At 60.0% G+C, this 17,525-nt stretch carries 13 protein-coding genes and 1 pseudogene; 8 read left to right on the plus strand and 6 right to left on the minus strand.

The window, feature by feature from the left end; translation table 11 throughout:
- Positions 1-76: 76 nt before the first annotated feature.
- The 3 genes from D882_RS0129035 (at position 77) to gcvH (ending at position 3,366) form a co-directional block, all read left to right on the plus strand.
- Positions 77-1,693: an iron ABC transporter permease gene (locus D882_RS0129035; protein ID WP_027926463.1), complete on the plus strand. Its 1,617-nt coding sequence runs from the start codon at positions 77-79 to the stop codon at positions 1,691-1,693.
- Between the two features lie 156 nt (positions 1,694-1,849).
- The gene (gene gcvT, locus D882_RS0129040; RefSeq protein ID WP_027926464.1) at positions 1,850-2,932 is read left to right on the plus strand and encodes a glycine cleavage system aminomethyltransferase GcvT; all 1,083 of its coding nucleotides are present in this window, start codon (positions 1,850-1,852) and stop codon (positions 2,930-2,932) included.
- A gap of 50 nt (positions 2,933-2,982) precedes the next feature.
- Entirely contained in the window at positions 2,983-3,366 is a 384-nt protein-coding gene (gene gcvH, locus D882_RS0129045; protein WP_027926465.1) for a glycine cleavage system protein GcvH, read from the plus strand.
- Between the two features lie 53 nt (positions 3,367-3,419).
- Here the strand turns inward: gcvH and D882_RS0129050 are convergent, their stop codons facing one another.
- Entirely contained in the window at positions 3,420-4,559 is a 1,140-nt protein-coding gene (locus D882_RS0129050; protein ID WP_027926466.1) for a DegT/DnrJ/EryC1/StrS aminotransferase family protein, read from the minus strand.
- Positions 4,560-4,712: 153 nt separating this feature from the next.
- Here D882_RS0129050 and gcvP point away from each other — a divergent pair, with 153 nt between their 5' ends.
- Positions 4,713-7,586: an aminomethyl-transferring glycine dehydrogenase gene (gene gcvP / locus D882_RS0129055; protein ID WP_027926467.1), complete on the plus strand. Its 2,874-nt coding sequence runs from the start codon at positions 4,713-4,715 to the stop codon at positions 7,584-7,586.
- 85 nt (positions 7,587-7,671) lie between these two features.
- Here gcvP and D882_RS0129060 read toward each other — a convergent pair whose 3' ends face one another.
- The 3 genes from D882_RS0129060 to D882_RS0129070 all read right to left on the minus strand — a co-directional run bounded on the left by D882_RS0129060 (position 7,672) and on the right by D882_RS0129070 (position 10,276).
- Positions 7,672-7,989: a DUF2388 domain-containing protein gene (locus D882_RS0129060; protein ID WP_027926468.1), complete on the minus strand. Its 318-nt coding sequence runs from the start codon at positions 7,987-7,989 to the stop codon at positions 7,672-7,674.
- 73 nt (positions 7,990-8,062) lie between these two features.
- Positions 8,063-9,847 (minus strand): GspE/PulE family protein, encoded by a 1,785-nt coding sequence (locus D882_RS0129065; RefSeq protein ID WP_027926469.1) that lies wholly within the window; start codon positions 9,845-9,847, stop codon positions 8,063-8,065.
- Positions 9,848-9,937: 90 nt separating this feature from the next.
- Positions 9,938-10,276: a hypothetical protein gene (locus D882_RS0129070; protein WP_027926470.1), complete on the minus strand. Its 339-nt coding sequence runs from the start codon at positions 10,274-10,276 to the stop codon at positions 9,938-9,940.
- Between the two features lie 126 nt (positions 10,277-10,402).
- Here D882_RS0129070 and D882_RS0129075 point away from each other — a divergent pair, with 126 nt between their 5' ends.
- On the plus strand, positions 10,403-10,867 hold the full coding sequence (locus D882_RS0129075; RefSeq protein ID WP_027926471.1) for an Lrp/AsnC family transcriptional regulator: 465 nt from the start codon (positions 10,403-10,405) through the stop codon (positions 10,865-10,867).
- Between the two features lie 56 nt (positions 10,868-10,923).
- Here D882_RS0129075 and D882_RS0129080 read toward each other — a convergent pair whose 3' ends face one another.
- Entirely contained in the window at positions 10,924-12,291 is a 1,368-nt protein-coding gene (locus tag D882_RS0129080; protein WP_027926472.1) for an inorganic triphosphatase, read from the minus strand.
- A 156-nt stretch (positions 12,292-12,447) separates the two neighbouring features.
- Here D882_RS0129080 and argE point away from each other — a divergent pair, with 156 nt between their 5' ends.
- On the plus strand, positions 12,448-13,611 hold the full coding sequence (gene argE, locus D882_RS0129085; protein WP_027926473.1) for an acetylornithine deacetylase: 1,164 nt from the start codon (positions 12,448-12,450) through the stop codon (positions 13,609-13,611).
- A gap of 205 nt (positions 13,612-13,816) precedes the next feature.
- A complete protein-coding gene (argA, locus tag D882_RS0129090; RefSeq protein WP_027926474.1) occupies positions 13,817-15,115 on the plus strand; it encodes an amino-acid N-acetyltransferase in 1,299 nt (432 codons plus the stop codon).
- Positions 15,116-15,306: 191 nt separating this feature from the next.
- Here the strand turns inward: argA and tauA are convergent.
- Positions 15,307-15,519, minus strand: a pseudogene (tauA, locus tag D882_RS1000000133665) (taurine ABC transporter substrate-binding protein); the annotation flags it as partial.
- Positions 15,520-15,882: 363 nt separating this feature from the next.
- On the opposite strand from tauA, the gene D882_RS0129100 reads away from it, so the two are divergent.
- The gene (locus tag D882_RS0129100) at positions 15,883-17,211 is read left to right on the plus strand and encodes an OprD family porin (protein WP_027926476.1); all 1,329 of its coding nucleotides are present in this window, start codon (positions 15,883-15,885) and stop codon (positions 17,209-17,211) included.
- Positions 17,212-17,525: the final 314 nt, after the last annotated feature.

Genomic DNA, 17,525 nt, shown 5'->3' on the forward strand with positions numbered 1-17,525 from the left:
GTGACGCAGAACGTCAAAAAATATGTGCCCACGCAGAGCGTGGGCACAATCATTTAACATTTTCTAGAGAACCCCTTTGGCCCACCCCGCCCAACGTCGCTGGTATCCCCTGGTCTTCGCCATCGCTGCGCTGGTCCTGTTGCCCCTCAGTGTTTTACTGCTGTCCTGGCAAACCATCGATCAACAGATCTGGTCCCACCTCTGGGCCACCCAGATGCCGCGCCTGTTGGGCAACACCCTGACCCTGATAGTCGGCGTCGGGGTTGGCGTCACGCTGCTGGGCGTCAGCCTCGCGTGGCTGACCAGTCTCTGTGAGTTCCCCGGCCGACGCTGGCTGGACTGGGCGCTGATGCTGCCGTTTGCGATTCCGGCGTACGTACTGGCGTTTGTCTTCGTCGGCCTGCTGGATTTCGCCGGCCCCGTGCAAACCCTGATGCGCGAGTGGTTTGGCACGGGCCTGAGGTTGCCGGGTGTGCGCTCCACCGGCGGGGTCATTGTCGTGCTGGTGCTGGTTTTCTATCCCTACGTCTATCTGCTGGCCCGTACGGCGTTCCTCGCCCAGGGCAAAGGCTTGATGGAAGCCGCCCGGGTGCTCGGCCAGTCGCCGTGGCAAGCGTTCTGGCGAGTGGCCTTGCCGATGGCGCGCCCGGCCATCGGCGCGGGGGTGGCGTTGGCGTTGATGGAAACCCTGGCGGATTTCGGTGCAGTGTCGGTGTTCAACTTCGACACGTTCACCACTGCGATTTACAAAACCTGGTACGGGTTCTTCAGCCTGTCCACCGCCGCCCAACTGGCCAGCCTGTTGCTGCTGGTGGTGATGGTCGTGCTGTACGGCGAACGTCGTGCTCGTGGGGCCAGCCGGGCGAGCAACGAACGGCCGCGGGTCAAGGCGCTGTATCACCTGCGTGGCTTCAAGGCGCTGGCGGCGATGAGCTGGTGCGGCCTGGTGTTTGCCTGTGCGTTCGTCATCCCGATGCTGCAACTGCTGGTGTGGTTTTGGCTGCGCGGGCGTTTCGATCTGGATGAGCGTTACACCGGACTGATTCTTCACACCTTGTACCTGGGCGGCATGGCGGCGCTGATCACGGTCAGCGTTGCCTTGGTGTTGGCGTTTGCCCGGCGCCTCGCACCGACCCGAACGATCCGCTCCGGCATTGGCCTGGCCAACCTGGGCTATGCCTTGCCGGGTTCGGTATTGGCGGTGTCGATCATGCTGGCGTTCAGTTACCTGGATCGCGAGCTGGTCATCCCGCTGTCCGGCTGGCTAGGCGGCGCTGGCAAGCCTTTGCTGCTGGGCAGTCTCTCGGCGTTGTTGCTGGCCTATCTGGTGCGTTTCATTGCGGTGGCATACGGGCCACTGGAAAGCAGCCTGGCGCGTATACGGCCATCTTTGCCCGAAGCAGCACGTAGCCTTGGCGTCAGTGGGCCACGACTGTTTTTCAAGGTGTATCTACCGTTGTTGTTGCCGGGCACGTTGAGCGCCGCGTTGCTGGTGTTCGTCGATGTGCTCAAGGAAATGCCCGCAACCCTGCTGATGCGCCCGTTTGGCTGGGACACGCTGGCCGTGCGGATCTTTGAAATGACCAGCGAAGGGGAGTGGGCGAGGGCGTCTTTGCCGGCACTGACGCTTGTTTTGGTCGGCCTGTTACCGGTCATCGGATTGATTCGACGTTCGGCGCATCGAAACAGCTAGGTGCCAGTCCTACACCTTGCGGCTACAATGCGCGGCATTCGGTGCGGTCCGTCTGACAGACCCGGTAGCTGAAATCGGCTGAAAGCCTTCTAGTTCAAGGTTTTCACCCCGTGCAGCGCCTGTCCGCACCTTCGCCACGCCCGGAAGGAGAAACCCATGGGACAGCGTACGCCTCTGTATGACCTTCATCTCGCCCTCGGCGCGAAGATGGTCGATTTTGGCGGTTGGGATATGCCTCTGCATTACGGCTCGCAGGTCGAGGAACACCACCAGGTGCGCCGCGATTGCGGGGTTTTCGATGTATCCCACATGACCGTGATCGATATCAGCGGCCCCCAGGCCAAGGCCTGGCTCCAGCACTTGCTGGCCAATGATGTCGAGCGCCTGCACAGCCCCGGCCGTGCTCTTTACAGCACCATGCTCAATGAGCGCGGCGGCATCGTCGACGACATGATCGTCTATCGCCTCGACGACGGTTATCGCCTGGTGGTCAACGCCTCCACCCGCAATCAAGACCTCGCCTGGATGCAGGCTCACCTCGACGGCTTCGATGTTCAGCTCAACGAGCGTGCAGAGCTGGCGATGCTGGCGATTCAAGGCCCGCATGCCCGTCAAAAAATCTGCGAACTGGTCTCCCAGGCCCGCAGCAATCTGATTCAGCTGCTCAAGCCATTCGAGGGCCAGCCAGAAGGTGACTGGTTCATCGCCCGTACCGGTTACACCGGCGAAGATGGATTGGAAATCGTTCTACCGGCTGATCAGGCACCGGGTTTTTTCAACGATCTGGTCGGCGCGGGCATTTCCCCCATCGGCCTTGGGGCGCGGGATACCTTGCGGGTTGAAGCCGGCATGAACCTGTACGGTCAGGACATTCATCAAGATGTATCGCCACTGGCGTCCAATATGGCCTGGAGCATTGCCTGGGAACCGGCCTCTCGCCAGTTCATCGGGCGCACCGCCCTAGAGGCCGAGCGGGCCGGTGGCGTACAGCACAAACTGGTGGGACTGGTCCTTGAGGAGCGCGGTGTTTTGCGCGCTCATCAAGTGGTCCGTATCGCCAATGTTGGCGAAGGGGAGATCACCAGTGGTAGTTTCTCTCCTACGCTTAGCAAGTCGATAGCACTGGCGCGCGTGCCGATGGCAACTGCCGACCGCGCAGAAGTGGAAATCCGTGGCAAGTGGTACCCGGTCCGAGTGGTCAAGCCGACCTTCGTACGCCATGGCAAAACCTTGATCTAACCTTTTTTGGCGGACTACAACCGCTGACATTTTTCTTGAGGACACAGAACATGAGCGATATTCCTGCCGACCTGCGTTTTGCCAAAAGTCACGAATGGGCCCGCCTGGAAACCGACGGCACCGTCACCGTGGGCATTAGCGATCACGCGCAGGAAGCGCTGGGTGATGTGGTGTTCGTTGAGCTGACCGAAGTGGGCAACGTGTTTGCTGCCGAAGATCAGGCAGGCGTTGTTGAATCGGTGAAAGCCGCCTCCGACATCTACTCCCCGATTGCCGGTGAAGTGATTGCGGTCAACGAAGAATTGAGCGCTAACCCGGAACTGCTCAACACCGATCCGTACGGCGCGTGGATCTTCAAGCTCAAGCCAAGCAACACTGCTGACCTTGAAAAACTGCTCGACGCTGCTGGCTACAAGGCTGCGATCGGCGAATAGTCCCCGCTCTGCGAAATCGCTGTGGGAGCGAGCAAGCTCGCTCCCACAGGTGTTTAGGGCTTCAGAACAGCTTTGACCGCCGCCACCGAACGCTCGACATCCGCTTTGCTCATCGCCGTGAACATCGGCAACGAGACAATCAAGCGGCCGACCCGCTCGGCGACCGGGAACATGCCCTCCTTGAAACCGCGCTCGCGGTAAAGGCTCAGCAAGTGAATCGGCGGGTAGTGATAGCCGATACCGACGCCCAACGCCTGCATCTGCTCCATGAACGTCGCCCGTGCCGGCAGGCCATCCCCGCGCTCCGGCAACACCAGCTGGAACAAATGCCAGTTGCTGTTCTCGAAATCCGCCGGGGGCAGTTGAGCCCCGTATTGCGCCTCGAAAACCTCACCAAAACACGCGAAATAGTGCCGGGCCAGTTCACGGCGATGGGCCGTGATGGCTTCGATGTGAGCAAATTGCCCAAGGCCGATGGCCGCCGCGACGTCGGTCATGTTGAACTTGCCGCCCAGCACATCGACATCCAAACCATCGAAGCCGCTGCGGGTCACGCCCTGCAAACGGTACTTCTGCGCCAGTCGCACTTCCTCATCATTGTTCAGCACCAGGCAGCCGCCCTCTGACGAGGTGACGTTCTTGTTCGCCTGGAAACTGAAGGACACGAAGTCGCCGGTCGAGCCGATGCGCTGGCCGTTCCAGCTGGAGCCCAGCGCCTGGGCCGCGTCTTCCAGCACCCGCAGGTTGTACTGCTTGGCCAGTGCGTAAAGGCGCGTCATGTCCACCGGCAGTCCGGCGAGAAATACCGGCAGGATCGCTTTGGTACGCGGGGTGATGGCGGCTTCGAGTTGAGCCAGGTCGATGTTGCGGGTGACCGGGTCGATATCGGCAAACACCGGGGTGGCGCCGACTTCGAGAATGACGTTGGCGGTGGCCACCCAGGAGATCGGCGTGGTGATCACTTCATCGCCCGGTCCGATCCCGGCAATGCGCAGGGCGATTTCCATGGTGCAGGTGCCGGAATTGAACGTGAGCACCGGGCGCCCGCCAAAAAATGCCGAGAGTTGTTGTTCAAAGGCCTGGACCTTGGGGCCGCTGGTAATCCAGCCCGAGCGCAACACGTCGCCGACCGCGGCAATCGTCGCTTCATCGATGGTGGGTTTGGAAAACGGCAGGAAAGGCAGTGGGCTCATAAATTCAGGCACCTGATCAGCGGACATTTGGCAGATGCCGAGCATGATGTCTGCAATGGTCGTCGGCGCCAAGCCATCCGCCCGGATATCGACTGCTATGCTGGTTTGACCGTGTTGCATCGACGTTGAGCGCCAGTCAAGAGAGAGCCCGTCATGTCCCAGTTGCCGTCCTTGAGCCAGTTACGCGACCCCAATGCCTTTCTGCGCCGCCACCTCGGGCCCGATGCCGTCGAGCAGCAGGCCATGCTTGACAGCCTCGGCCTCGGCAGCCGGGTCGAATTGATCGAGCAGACGGTGCCGCCGGGTATTCGCCTGAACCGCGCGCTCGACCTGCCGCCCGCCCTCGATGAACAAGCCGCGCTGGCCAAACTGCGCGGTTACGCCGAGCAAAACCAGGTCTGGACCAGCCTGATCGGCATGGGCTACCACGGCACCCTCACCCCGACCGTGATTGTGCGTAACGTCCTGGAAAACCCCGGTTGGTACACCGCGTACACGCCTTATCAGCCAGAGATTGCCCAAGGCCGGCTCGAAGCGCTGCTGAACTTCCAGCAACTGACCATCGACCTCACCGGCCTGGAACTGGCCAACGCGTCCTTGCTGGATGAAGCCACCGCCGCCGCAGAAGCGATGGCGCTGGCCAAGCGAGTCGCCAAGTCCAAAAGCAATCTGTTCTTCGTCGACCAGAACTGCCATCCGCAGACCATTTCGGTGGTGCAGACCCGCGCCGAAGGCTTCGGTTTCGAGCTGATCATCGACACTGTGGATAACTTGAAACAGCACCAGGTGTTCGGTGCCCTGCTGCAATACCCCGACACCCATGGCGAGATCCACGATCTGCGGCCGTTGATCGATCACCTGCACGCGCAGCAAGCCCTGGCGTGTGTTGCCACTGATTTGCTGAGTTTGCTGCTGCTGACTCCGCCGGGAGAGTTGGGCGCCGATGTGGTGTTCGGCTCATCCCAGCGTTTTGGTGTGCCCATGGGCTACGGCGGGCCGCACGCGGCATTTTTTGCCAGTCGCGATGAATACAAACGGGCGATTCCCGGGCGGATCATCGGCGTGTCCAAGGATGCTCGCGGCAATGTTGCCTTGCGCATGGCCCTGCAAACCCGCGAGCAACATATCCGCCGGGAGAAGGCCAATTCGAACATTTGCACTGCTCAGGTGTTGCTGGCCAACATCGCCAGTTTCTACGCGGTGTACCACGGACCTGAAGGGCTCAAGCGCATTGCCCAGCGTGTGCATCGCTTGACCTGCATCCTCGCTGCCGGCCTTGAGCGGCACGGCGTCAGCCGTCTCAACAGGCATTTCTTCGACACCCTGACCCTGGAGGTTGGCGGCACCCAGACCGCGATCATCGAAAGTGCTCGGGCGGCGCAGATCAATGTGCGGATTCTGGGGCGAGGACAGTTAGGGTTGAGCCTCGATGAAACCTCAGACGAGACCACCGTCGCCAAGTTGTTCGATGTGTTCCTTGGCGCCGATCATGGTTTGAATGTCGACGATCTGGACGCCGAAACGCTGGCGTCCGGCATTCCTGACGGGCTGCTGCGCGCCTCGCCTTATCTGCGTCATCCGGTGTTCAATGCGCACCACAGCGAAACCGAGATGCTGCGTTACCTCAAGCAACTGGAGAACAAGGACCTCGCCCTCAACCAGTCGATGATCCCGCTGGGCTCCTGCACCATGAAGCTCAACGCCACCAGCGAGATGATCCCGATCACCTGGCCGCAGTTCGCCAACCTGCACCCGTTCGTGCCGAAGGAGCAGGCCGTGGGGTATTCGCTGATGATCGAAGAGCTGGAACGCTGGCTCTGCGCGATCACCGGTTTCGATGCGATTTGCATGCAACCCAACTCCGGCGCCCAGGGCGAATACGCCGGGTTGCTGGCGATCCGCAAATACCACGAGAGCCGTCACCAAGGGGCGCGGGACGTCTGCCTGATTCCGTCCTCGGCCCACGGCACCAACCCGGCCTCGGCGCAAATGGCCGGGATGCGCGTGGTGATTGTCGAGTGCGACGAAGCCGGCAACGTTGATCTGGATGACCTCAAGCAAAAAGCCTCGGAGGCGGGGGACAAACTCGCGTGCCTGATGGCGACGTATCCATCGACCCATGGTGTCTACGAGGAAGGCATCAGCGAGATGTGTGAAGTTATCCACAGCCACGGCGGTCAGGTGTACATGGATGGCGCCAACCTCAACGCGCAAGTCGGCTTGGCTCGCCCGGCGGACATTGGCGCCGATGTGTCTCACATGAACCTGCACAAGACCTTCTGCATTCCCCATGGCGGCGGTGGGCCGGGCATGGGGCCGATTGGTGTGCGGGCGCACCTGGCGCCGTTCGTGGCCAATCACCCGGTGGTACCCATCGACGGGCCGTTGCCGCAGAACGGCGCAGTGAGCGCGGCGCCCTGGGGCAGTGCGAGCATTTTGCCGATCAGCTGGATGTACATCGCGATGATGGGGCCGCAACTGGCAGACGCCAGCGAAGTGGCAATCCTCGCCGCGAATTACCTGGCGCAGCATTTGTCCGGTGCGTTCCCGGTGCTCTACACCGGGCGCAACGGGCGGGTGGCTCACGAATGTATCCTGGATCTGCGGCCACTGAAGGCGCTGACCGGCATCAGTGAAGAAGACGTTGCCAAGCGTTTGATGGATTACGGTTTCCATGCGCCCACCATGTCGTTTCCCGTGCCGGGGACGTTGATGGTCGAGCCGACCGAAAGTGAATCAAAAGCCGAACTGGACCGGTTTATCGGAGCGATGCTGAGCATCCGTGCGGAAATCAGCGAGGTGGAAAACGGCAACTGGCCAGCCGAGGACAATCCGCTGAAGCGTTCGCCACATACTTTGGCGGACATCACCGGAGTGTGGGAGCGGTCGTACAGCATCGAGCAAGCGGTGACGCCGGATGCGCACACCCGACAGCACAAATACTGGCCGGTGGTGAATCGGGTGGATAACGTTTACGGCGACCGGAATCTGTTCTGCGCCTGTGTGCCTGTCGACGATTACCGCTGAGATCCCGAATTCGCTCCTACAGGGGGGATTTGTGTTTGGGCAAAAAAATGCCGCTCATATGAGCGGCATTTTTGTATCGATGGACTTACTTCGAAGCGACGGCGTTCTTCGCCAGAATCGCATTCGCCAGTTCCATGTCCGTCGCCTGCAGGCCTGGGTTGTCGGCGCGGACTTTCTGCATCGCCGCTTCCAGGTAAGGGCCGCGAATGCCGCCGTCACTGGCAACAAAACTACCGGCATCGTCCTGGGCCGCGACGATCAGCTTGTGATCCTTGAACGTCAGGTAAGTCGAGCCGGTGGTCGCGCCCGACGAAAGGACGTTAGTCCAAAAGCTATCGGCCATCGCGGAACCGACTGGAAGGGACAGCAGCGCGACGGTGGCGACAGCAAGTTTGAAACGCATGATGGGTGACTCCACTGGGTTAACTACACGGCCTTGGATAGCCATCCCCCCATCCAGTTCCATACACCCGTGCCTACTTTTGCTCGCTCTGCGGCGTCACGCGCAGCACCTCTTCGATCGTGGTCAGCCCTGCCGCCACCTTCTGAGCGCCTGATAGTCGCAAGCTGCGCATACCCTCCTTGAACGCCTGACGCCGGATCGCCAGCAGGTCGGTGTCTGGATTGATCAACGCTTTGACGCCGTCCGTCAGCTGCATGATTTCGTAGACCCCGGCGCGGCCGTGATAGCCGGTGTCGCGACACTCCAGGCAGCCGATGGCGCGTTGCGCGTTGGTCGGCAGCGGGGCTTGCCAGGGTTTGGTCAGGGTCTGCCAATCCTCTTCGCCCAGTGTCAGTGGCGTCTTGCAATGGGGGCACAAGGTACGCACCAGGCGCTGGGCCATGACGCCGAGCACCGTGGCTTTGATCAGGTAATGCGGCACGCCGAGTTCCAGCAGGCGACTGATCGCGCTCGGCGCGTCGTTGGTGTGCAGCGTCGAGAGCACCAAGTGACCGGTGAGCGCCGCCTGAATCGCCATCTCGGCGGTTTCGAGGTCGCGAATCTCGCCGATCATGATGATGTCCGGGTCTTGTCGCATCAACGCGCGCACGCCAGCGGCGAAGGTCAGGTCGATGTTGTGCTGGACCTGCATCTGGTTGAACGCGGGTTCGACCATTTCAATCGGGTCTTCGATGGTGCAGAGGTTGACCTCCGGCGTCGCCAGTTTCTTCAGGGTGGTGTACAGCGTGGTGGTCTTGCCCGAACCCGTCGGCCCGGTGACCAGAATGATGCCGTTGGGCTGACGAGTCATGTCCTGCCAGCGGCGCAGGTCTTCAGCGGAAAAGCCCAACTGATCGAAATCCTTGAGCAGCACTTCCGGGTCGAAGATCCGCATGACCATTTTTTCGCCAAACGCCGTTGGCAAGGTCGACAGCCGCAGTTCGACTTCGCCGCCGTCCGGGGTCTTGGTTTTCACCCGGCCGTCCTGGGGTTTGCGCTTTTCCGCGACGTTCATCCGCCCAAGGCTTTTCAGGCGACTGACGATGGCCATGGTCACTTGCGGCGGGAATTGATAGACGTTGTGCAACACGCCGTCGATGCGAAAGCGCACCGTGCCTTGTTCGCGCCGGGGTTCGATGTGGATATCGCTGGCGCGTTGCTGGAAGGCGTACTGAAACAGCCAATCGACGATGTTGACGATGTGCGCGTCATTGGCGTCCGGCTCCTGGTCGCTGGCGCCGAGGTTGAGCAGTTGTTCGAAGTTGCCCAACGTGCTGGTTTGCTGATCGGCAGCGGTCGCACCGCTGACCGATTTGGCCAGACGAAAGAACTCGACGCTCAAGCGCTGGATGTCCACCGGGTTGGCCACGACCCGTTTGATCGGCAACTTCAACACATGGGTCAGGTCGGCTTCCCAGCCGCTGACGTAGGGCTGGGCGCTGGCCACGGTCACCGCGTCGCGGTCGATCGATACCGCGAGAATCTTGTGGCGCTGGGCAAAGGCGTAGGACATCAACGGCGTGATGGCCGCGACGTTGATCTTCAGTGGATCAATGCGCAAATAAGGCTGGCCGGCTTGCTGCGACAGCCACAGGGTCAGGCTTTCCAGGTCCAGGTGTTTGCCGGGACGGCTGAGATCGTCGAGGTGTTGGCTGGCTATGAATTCCAGCGGGTGCATCTGGCCATTGGCGGCGTGGCGGCGGCGGGCATTGAGCGCGTGCTCGGCCGAGTCCTGGCTGATGAAACCTTGGGCGACCAGTTCGCGCAGCAAATCATTGAGATCCAGCCAGCGGTCCTGAATGGCAAGTTGAACGGACATGCGGGCTCCTCATGAACAACAGTCCGCAAAGGATAGTCGCGCAGCCCTCGACCGTTGGGCCACTACCCGACGAAGCCGTGTCGGGATTTTTCAGCCCGCTGCCTGGGCCGGTTGATCCCACATCACATCAGCCGTTTGCAACTCGACCGAACAGACGCTGATCAGGTTGCGTAATTTTTCCGCAATCACTTGGGCGCGGTGCCAACTGAGACCGTCCATGACGATGTCGATCGACAGCAAATCCTCCTGGCGCTGCACGTTCACTTGTTGCGGCGTCAAGAACTGCAAGGCAAACAGATTGAGCGCTCGGCACAGCAGATCCGGCTCGGCCTCCGCCAGCAGTTGGTAATGAACGCGGCAGTGGGCGTTGCTGGCGTTCCAGACATCGGCGCGGGTGGGCGGGGTGTAGACGGCTTCGAGAGGCGGCATGGTCGGGCTCCAAATTCAATGGAGGAATTTTTACATTCGGTGCCGGGCATTTCTTATCTATGATTGGGCTTATTGGCGATTTATCGAATCGTGTAATTCGAATAACGAACGATTTAAGGTTTTTCTATGCAAAGCGAGCTCGATGGCTACGACCGCAAGATTCTCGCGTTGCTGCAAGAGGACGCTTCGCTCTCCAGCGCTCAGATCGCCGAACAGGTGGGGCTGTCGCAGTCGCCCTGCTGGCGGCGGATTCAGCGGATGAAGGAGGAGGGAATCATTCGTGGGCAGGTGACGCTGCTGGACCGCAAGAAGATCGGCCTGAACACGCAGATCTTTGCCGAGATCAAACTCAATGCGCACGGGCGTTCGAACTTCACTGAGTTCACTGAGGCGATCCGCGGTTTTCCCGAAGTGCTGGAGTGTTATGTGCTGATGGGGTCGGTGGATTTTTTGCTGCGGATCGTCACGGCGGACATTGAGGCGTATGAGCGGTTTTTCTTCGAAAAGCTGTCGATGGTGCCGGGGATACAGGAAGTGAATTCGATTGTGGCGTTGTCGGAGATCAAGTCGACGACGAGTTTGCCGGTGTAACACCGGCAGAGTGCTTTTGTGGCGAGGGGGCAAGCCTCCTCGCCACAGTTGTGTACTTACATACGCAGCAGCATTTTCCAGGCACGATTCTGGTACACCGCAATCGCCTGCTGCTTACGCGCATCCAGCGATTCATCGGTGATCGGCTCGTTGGCCAGTTGCGCCAGCTGTTTCAGCTCACCGTACAGGCGATCCATTTCCGGGATGTCCAGCACGCCACGGGCATGGTGCAGCCACGCCTGAATGCGCTCGATGCGCGGCAGTTGCTCGGCCAGGTCTTCCGGCTGTTGCTGATAACGCTGCAATTGCAGGGACGTTGCTTCTTCACCCAGCAACCGCGGCAACCAGCTACCCAGTTGCGCGGCACCCTGGCGATTGCCACGAACGTTGCGATCAGCCGCCCAGGTGCGGGCCAGCAACCAGCGTGAGGTGTTCAGCGAGAACAGGCCCCAGCGCGGGTCTTCCAGTTCTTCGAGGAATTGCTCCGGCGCGGCTTTGCGCACGTCTTCGTCCTCGATGCCGGCTTGCACCAGCGGACGCCAGTCTTCCAGCAACGCATCCAGCGCAAGGCGCAGGTCGTGGGTGGACTGACGCGGCGCGGCTTGACCCAGGCTGCTAAGCAAAGCACGCAATTCAGCGAGGTTTTCGACCCAGTCCTGCAACAGGCGCCAGTGGCCGTTGAAGCGATATTGCTCAGCCAGACGCTGGCTGCTGCCCAGCAAGTGCCAGCTCAGCGCGGCGAACGCGTCGTCCAGCGGGGTTTCGGCGGTGATTTGCGGCGCCGGCAGGCTCAACGAATAGCTGTTGGCGTCGTACAGGCGATAGCCGCGCTCAGCCTTGCTGATGTCACACGGCATCAGGGCCAGGGTTGCGGCCAGTTCTGCGGCCAGTTCCAGCAGGGCGGCCGGCTCGCCTTCGCGCAATTCCAGTTCCAGTTCGCAGATTTCTTCTTTCTGCTTGCCGACGATCACGTGGCCCAGGTCCAGCGCGGCTTCGATGACCACTTTGGTCTTGCCACGGCCCCAGGCGATTTCAGCGCGTTCGCGAACGAAATCGGTGGTGAAGATCGGCTTGAGGGTTTTCTTGTCCAGCTCGGCCAGCTCTTCAGGCCAGCATTCGCCGTCGAGTTTTTTCACGTCGAGCTTGGCTTTGGGCAGGTTCCAGTCGTATTCGTTACGCTCGGACAGGCCGGCAACACTGTGGCCGCGGGTCTTGAGCGTCTGAATCACTTCTTCGCCATCGCGGCGCAGGCGCAGGGCAACCTTGGCGCGGGCCAGGTCGCGCTCAGGCGTGTCGAAGTATTGATTCATCAACTCACGGCGTTCCCAGCCACTTTTGTTGCGTTTTTTCAGGAGCGGGTGCTCGCGCAGGGCCGCGAGGGTTTCGCGGCTGACGCGGAGCTTGATTTCGGTTTCTTTCTGCATGGCCGGAAAATCCAGGATCGGGAGCGCAGCCGGGGGAATGTGTGGCTGCCAAGGTCGTGCAGTGTACAGGAGTGAACGTTCCTACGCCCCGCGACGGTTTATTCCTGTCGCCAGATGGTTCTATGATGGACTTCAATCCGGGAGTTGGAGTCAGCGATGCCCTTGCCGTCCATGAAAGATCAGTTCGCTGCACTGATCGCTGCGCCGTCGGTCAGCTGCACCCAACCGAACCTGGATCAGACCAACCGCCCGGTAATCGATTTGCTGGCGACGTGGCTGGGTGATCTGGGGTTTGCCTGTGATATCCAGCAAGTCAGCCCCGGCAAGTTCAACCTGCTGGCCAGTTTTGGTACCGGCCCCGGCGGCCTGGTGTTGGCCGGCCACAGTGACACGGTGCCGTTCGATGGCGCGTTGTGGCAGACCGATCCGCTGAAGCTCACCGAAGTCGATGGTCGTTGGGTGGGCTTGGGCAGTTGTGACATGAAGGGCTTTTTCGCCTTGGCCATCGAAGCGGTGATCCCGCTGCTCGATCAGCCGTTCAAGCAACCGTTGTTGATCCTCGCTACATGCGATGAAGAAAGCTCGATGTCCGGTGCTCGCGCCCTGGCCAAGGCCGGGCGTCCATTGGGCCGCGCAGCGGTTATCGGCGAGCCGACCGGGCTGAAGCCGATCCGCATGCACAAAGGCATCATGATGGAACGTATCGACATTCTCGGTCAGAGTGGCCATTCCTCGGACCCACGCCTGGGCCACAGCGCCCTTGAAGCGATGCACGATGCAATCGGCGAATTACGTGGTCTGCGCCTGTTGTGGCAGCGCGAATTCCGCAATCCGCAGTTTGGCGTGCCGACGCCGACCATGAACTTCGGCTGCATCCATGGCGGCGACAACCCTAACCGTATCTGCGGCCAGTGTTCGCTGGAATTCGACCTGCGGCCCTTGCCGGGCATGGATCCCAAGGCCTTGCGCGCGGAGATTTTGCAGCGGCTCAAACCGGTTGCCGAGCGCCATCAGGTGAAGATCGATTACGCGCCGCTGTTCCCTGAGGTGCCGCCCTTTGAGCAGGCCGAAGACGCGGAATTGGTGCGGATCGCTGAAAAGCTTACCGGCCATGGTGCCGAAGCAGTGGCGTTCGGCACCGAAGCGCCTTATCTTCAGCAACTTGGCTGCGAGACACTGGTGCTCGGCCCGGGCGATATCGCCTGCGCCCACCAACCGGGGGAATACCTCGAAATGTCACGTTTGCAGCCTACGGTGCATCTATTACGTCAACTGATTCAACATTACTGCCTGACACCGGCCGCAATGCCCGTCAGTTGAGCGCAAATCCATGTGGGAGCGAGCCTGCCCGCGCCCACAGGGTCTGTGCTTTGCCTGACATGCCGTATAAATTGCCAGTGTCCCAACCCGTATTCATGAGGAGAGCGCGCGTGTCGCCAAGCCTGTTCCGACGATAACCATCAGCCCGCTGTGCGTTTTCAGTTTCGCCCATTTTTTGGCTGCTATTTATTACAGGCCCAGGTTCATGCCCGAATACGTTAATTGGCTTCGTCACGCTTCGCCTTACATCAATGCCCACCGCGATTGCACCTTTGTCGTCATGCTCCCCGGCGATGGGGTGGAGCATCCGAATTTCGGCAATATCGTTCACGACCTGGTGCTGTTGCACAGCCTGGGTGTGCGCCTTGTGCTGGTTCACGGTTCCCGTCCGCAAATTGAAACCCGCCTCGCCACGCGTGGCCTGACCCCGCATTACCATCACGGCATGCGCATCACCGATGCTGCGACGCTGGAGTGTGTGATCGATGCAGTCGGCCAGTTGCGTATTGCTATTGAAGCGCGCCTTTCCATGGACATGGCCTCTTCGCCGATGCAGGGCTCGCGCCTGCGGGTGGCCAGCGGCAACCTGGTCACGGCGCGGCCGATTGGTGTGCTCGAAGGTGTGGATTATCACCACACCGGCGAAGTGCGTCGGGTCGACCGCAAAGGCATCAATCGCCTGCTGGACGAACGCTCCATCGTGTTGCTGTCGCCGTTGGGCTACTCGCCGACCGGTGAAATCTTCAACCTCGCCTGTGAAGACGTCGCCACTCGCGCGGCCATCGACCTGGGCGCGGACAAGCTGCTGCTGTTTGGCGCCGACCCGGGCTTGATCGATGAAAACGGTCGTCTGGTGCGCGAATTGCGTCCGCAACAAGTGCCGGCGCATTTGCAGCGGCTGGGCAGCAACTATCAGGCTGAATTGTTGGATGCAGCCGCTGAGGCCTGTCGGGGCGGCGTGGCGCGCAGCCATATCGTCAGCTACGCCGAAGACGGTGCTCTGCTGACCGAACTGTTCACCCGTGACGGTGGCGGTACGCTGGTGGCGCAGGAACAATTCGAAGTGGTGCGTGAAGCCGCGATCGAAGATGTCGGCGGTTTGCTGGACCTGATCAGCCCGCTGGAAGAGCAGGGGATTCTGGTGCGTCGCTCCCGCGAAGTGCTGGAGCGGGAGATCGAGCAGTTCAGCGTGGTTGAACGCGAAGGCATGATCATCGCCTGTGCGGCGCTTTATCAGATTGCCGACTCGGACGCCGGGGAGCTGGCGTGCCTGGCAGTGAACCCGGAATACCGGCATGGCGGTCGCGGTGATGAGCTGCTGGAGCGCATCGAAACCCGTGCCCGGGCCCAGGGGTTGAAAACCCTGTTCGTGCTGACGACCCGCACCGCTCACTGGTTCCGCGAGCGCGGGTTCGTGCCGAGCAGCGTTGAACGCCTGCCGTCAGCACGGGCTTCGCTGTACAACTATCAGCGTAATTCGAAGATCTTCGAAAAGACCCTGTGATCCTGTGGCAGTGATCGTTCCCACGCAGAGTGTGGGAACGATCATCAGTCAGCCACAAACTTCGCACTGACATACGCCGAATAATCCGGCAGCACCGTCTCTACCTTCCCTTGCTCTTTCAAGAGCTTCGCCGTCTCGCCAATCGCCTTCGCCGTGCCGCCCTCCAGTAGCGCAGTGGTTTGCTGAGTGCGCGCGGTCACCACTTCCGGGCCGCTGTTGAAGCGACGCCAGTCAATTTTCTCGCCGATTGTTTTTTTCGTACGGACCGTCTGCCTGGGGACTTTGCTGGGGGCGATACCGGTTGGGTAGCCCACGGTCAAGTTGGCCGCCTGAGCGGAGAGCGTAAATAATCGCGATACACAAACTGTAACAATTGGACTGGATAGTGCGCGTTTGGTCGTCATGGCGGGGCCTTTCGGTAAGGTTTTGTTTCCGAATTGCTTCAAACGCTAAACGATCTAAAAAACGGCTAGTAAATACTGTTTAGGAATTAGCTTATGAGCTGAGGGCCCTATTCTGGGGGGCTGGGAGCGGCGCAGAGCTTAATTCCTAAAGGGTATGAGAAAAGAGGCAGCTAGTTCTTTTCAGGTTTATGACGAACTCATGACCTGCATGGACCAAAAAACGGGGGATTAGACCATGGTCGTAGACACACATAGTTACGATTGACTTGTGGGTCACGCTCTGGCGCTAATCGCGCATCTTAGGATTCCAAGCATCGACTTGGGGCCAGGAACACAAGAATTAGAAACGAGAGGAGCTAAACAATGAACAAGTCCACCTTGGCCTTGGCCGTGGCCGTAGGGGTTTTGGCGCAGCAGGCAGGCGCCGCCGGTTTCCTGGAAGACAGCAAGGCTTCCGTCAGTTCCCGCACCATGTATTTCAACAACGATAACCGTGACGGCGGTGCCGATCAGAAAGAGACCGCTGAAGGCCTCAAATTTGATTACCTGTCCGGTTTCACCCAAGGTACTGTCGGCTTCGGTATCGACGCTCAAGCACTGGTCGGTATCCATCTGGACGGCGGCAAGGGGCATCACCCGTACCCGAGCTCATTCTTCCCAAGCGACTCCGATGGTTCGGCGGCGAGTGAGTGGAGCCGTGCGGCAGCTAACGTAAAGGCACGCTTCTCCAAGACCGAGGCCCACTTGGGCGGCGCGTTGCAACCGAACATGCCGATTCTGGTCGCGAACGACAGCCGTCTGCTGCCACAGACCTTTGAGGGTGGCACGATCTCCTCGAAGGAAATCGACAACGTTACCTTCAACGTTGGTCAGTTGGAGCACGCGGCGGGTCGCGCCTCTTCCAACAGCACCGGTCTGGCCGTGGCTGGTGGTACCGAGGAGAGCAACCAGTTCCGTTACGCCGGTGCCGACTGGAAGGTCACCAAAGACCTGACTCTGCAGTACTACCACGCGAATCTGAAGGACTACTACAAACAGGACTTCCTGGGTCTGGTACATGTCTGGCCGATTGGTACCAATCAGTCCTTCAAGACGGACCTGCGCTACTTCGATAGCGGTTCCGATGGCAAGAACGGCGATGCGGGCTATCAGTTCAACAACAACGGTGGTTACGCCAAGACCCCGGGCGAGGTCGACAACAAGACCTGGAGCGCCATGTTCACCTACACCCTGGGTGGCAACGCGTTCCTGCTGGGTCATCAACGCGTCAATGATGACGGCGGTTTCGTCTACCTGAACCAGGGTAGCGTTGTGAATGACAACCGTCGCAGTGAAGAAGCGGGCGGCGCGAGCTTCTACCTGTTCACCGATTCCATGATCAACGGCTTTGTCCGGGCCGGTGAAAACACCACGTTCGGTCAGTACTCCTACGACTTCGCTGCGTTGGGTGTGCCAGGTCTGAAAGCCTCGGCCGCCTACCTGTATGGCGATAACATCAAGGCCAAAAACGGTACCAGCCCTGATCAGTCCGAGTGGGAACGCGACCTGCGTGTGGACTACACCATCCAGCAAGGCGTACTCAAAGGCTTCGGCACAACACTGCGTCATGGCACTTACCGTGGCAGCGATACCGGTATCGCCAGCCAGGACCAGACCCGTCTGATCTTCAACTACACCTACAGCTTCATGTAATACGTTTTCAGAAAAAGCCTCGCCAACTGGCGAGGCTTTTTTTTGCCTGTCAATATTTCAATAACTGCAGTTGTGCGTACTTTTTATTCTTTTTGGTTTTTATCACGGGCACCTAAAGTGGGCTCCGACCGGTCCTCATCGTGGAGCCGGCGTTAGTTGAAAAACCTCGTAAGTAGAACAGGTCAAGGAATTGGCTTTCATGCCGATACCTCGGATCTGTGCTGTGCAGGCATATACCTAAACGGTATTAAAAAGAAAAACAAAATTCTTTTTGGCTTTATGAAGCTGTGTATCCTGCACGGCCAAAACGACCG

Origin of the sequence: Pseudomonas sp. URMO17WK12:I12 (assembly GCF_000514395.1) — a bacterium.
Lineage (GTDB): Bacteria > Pseudomonadota > Gammaproteobacteria > Pseudomonadales > Pseudomonadaceae > Aquipseudomonas > Aquipseudomonas mucoides.

What these genes read in the sequence shown, in the direction of transcription:
- gcvT (WP_027926464.1), top strand. Translation starts at nt 1,850, where the DNA reads ATGGGACAGCGTACGCCTCTGTATGACCTTCATCTCGCCCTCGGCGCG.
- gcvH (WP_027926465.1), top strand. Translation starts at nt 2,983, where the DNA reads ATGAGCGATATTCCTGCCGACCTGCGTTTTGCCAAAAGTCACGAATGG.
- D882_RS0129050 (WP_027926466.1), bottom strand. Translation starts at nt 4,559, where the DNA reads ATGAGCCCACTGCCTTTCCTGCCGTTTTCCAAACCCACCATCGATGAA.
- gcvP (WP_027926467.1), top strand. Translation starts at nt 4,713, where the DNA reads ATGTCCCAGTTGCCGTCCTTGAGCCAGTTACGCGACCCCAATGCCTTT.
- D882_RS0129060 (WP_027926468.1), bottom strand. Translation starts at nt 7,989, where the DNA reads ATGCGTTTCAAACTTGCTGTCGCCACCGTCGCGCTGCTGTCCCTTCCA.
- D882_RS0129065 (WP_027926469.1), bottom strand. Translation starts at nt 9,847, where the DNA reads ATGTCCGTTCAACTTGCCATTCAGGACCGCTGGCTGGATCTCAATGAT.
- D882_RS0129070 (WP_027926470.1), bottom strand. Translation starts at nt 10,276, where the DNA reads ATGCCGCCTCTCGAAGCCGTCTACACCCCGCCCACCCGCGCCGATGTC.
- D882_RS0129075 (WP_027926471.1), top strand. Translation starts at nt 10,403, where the DNA reads ATGCAAAGCGAGCTCGATGGCTACGACCGCAAGATTCTCGCGTTGCTG.
- D882_RS0129080 (WP_027926472.1), bottom strand. Translation starts at nt 12,291, where the DNA reads ATGCAGAAAGAAACCGAAATCAAGCTCCGCGTCAGCCGCGAAACCCTC.
- argE (WP_027926473.1), top strand. Translation starts at nt 12,448, where the DNA reads ATGCCCTTGCCGTCCATGAAAGATCAGTTCGCTGCACTGATCGCTGCG.
- argA (WP_027926474.1), top strand. Translation starts at nt 13,817, where the DNA reads ATGCCCGAATACGTTAATTGGCTTCGTCACGCTTCGCCTTACATCAAT.
- D882_RS0129100 (WP_027926476.1), top strand. Translation starts at nt 15,883, where the DNA reads ATGAACAAGTCCACCTTGGCCTTGGCCGTGGCCGTAGGGGTTTTGGCG.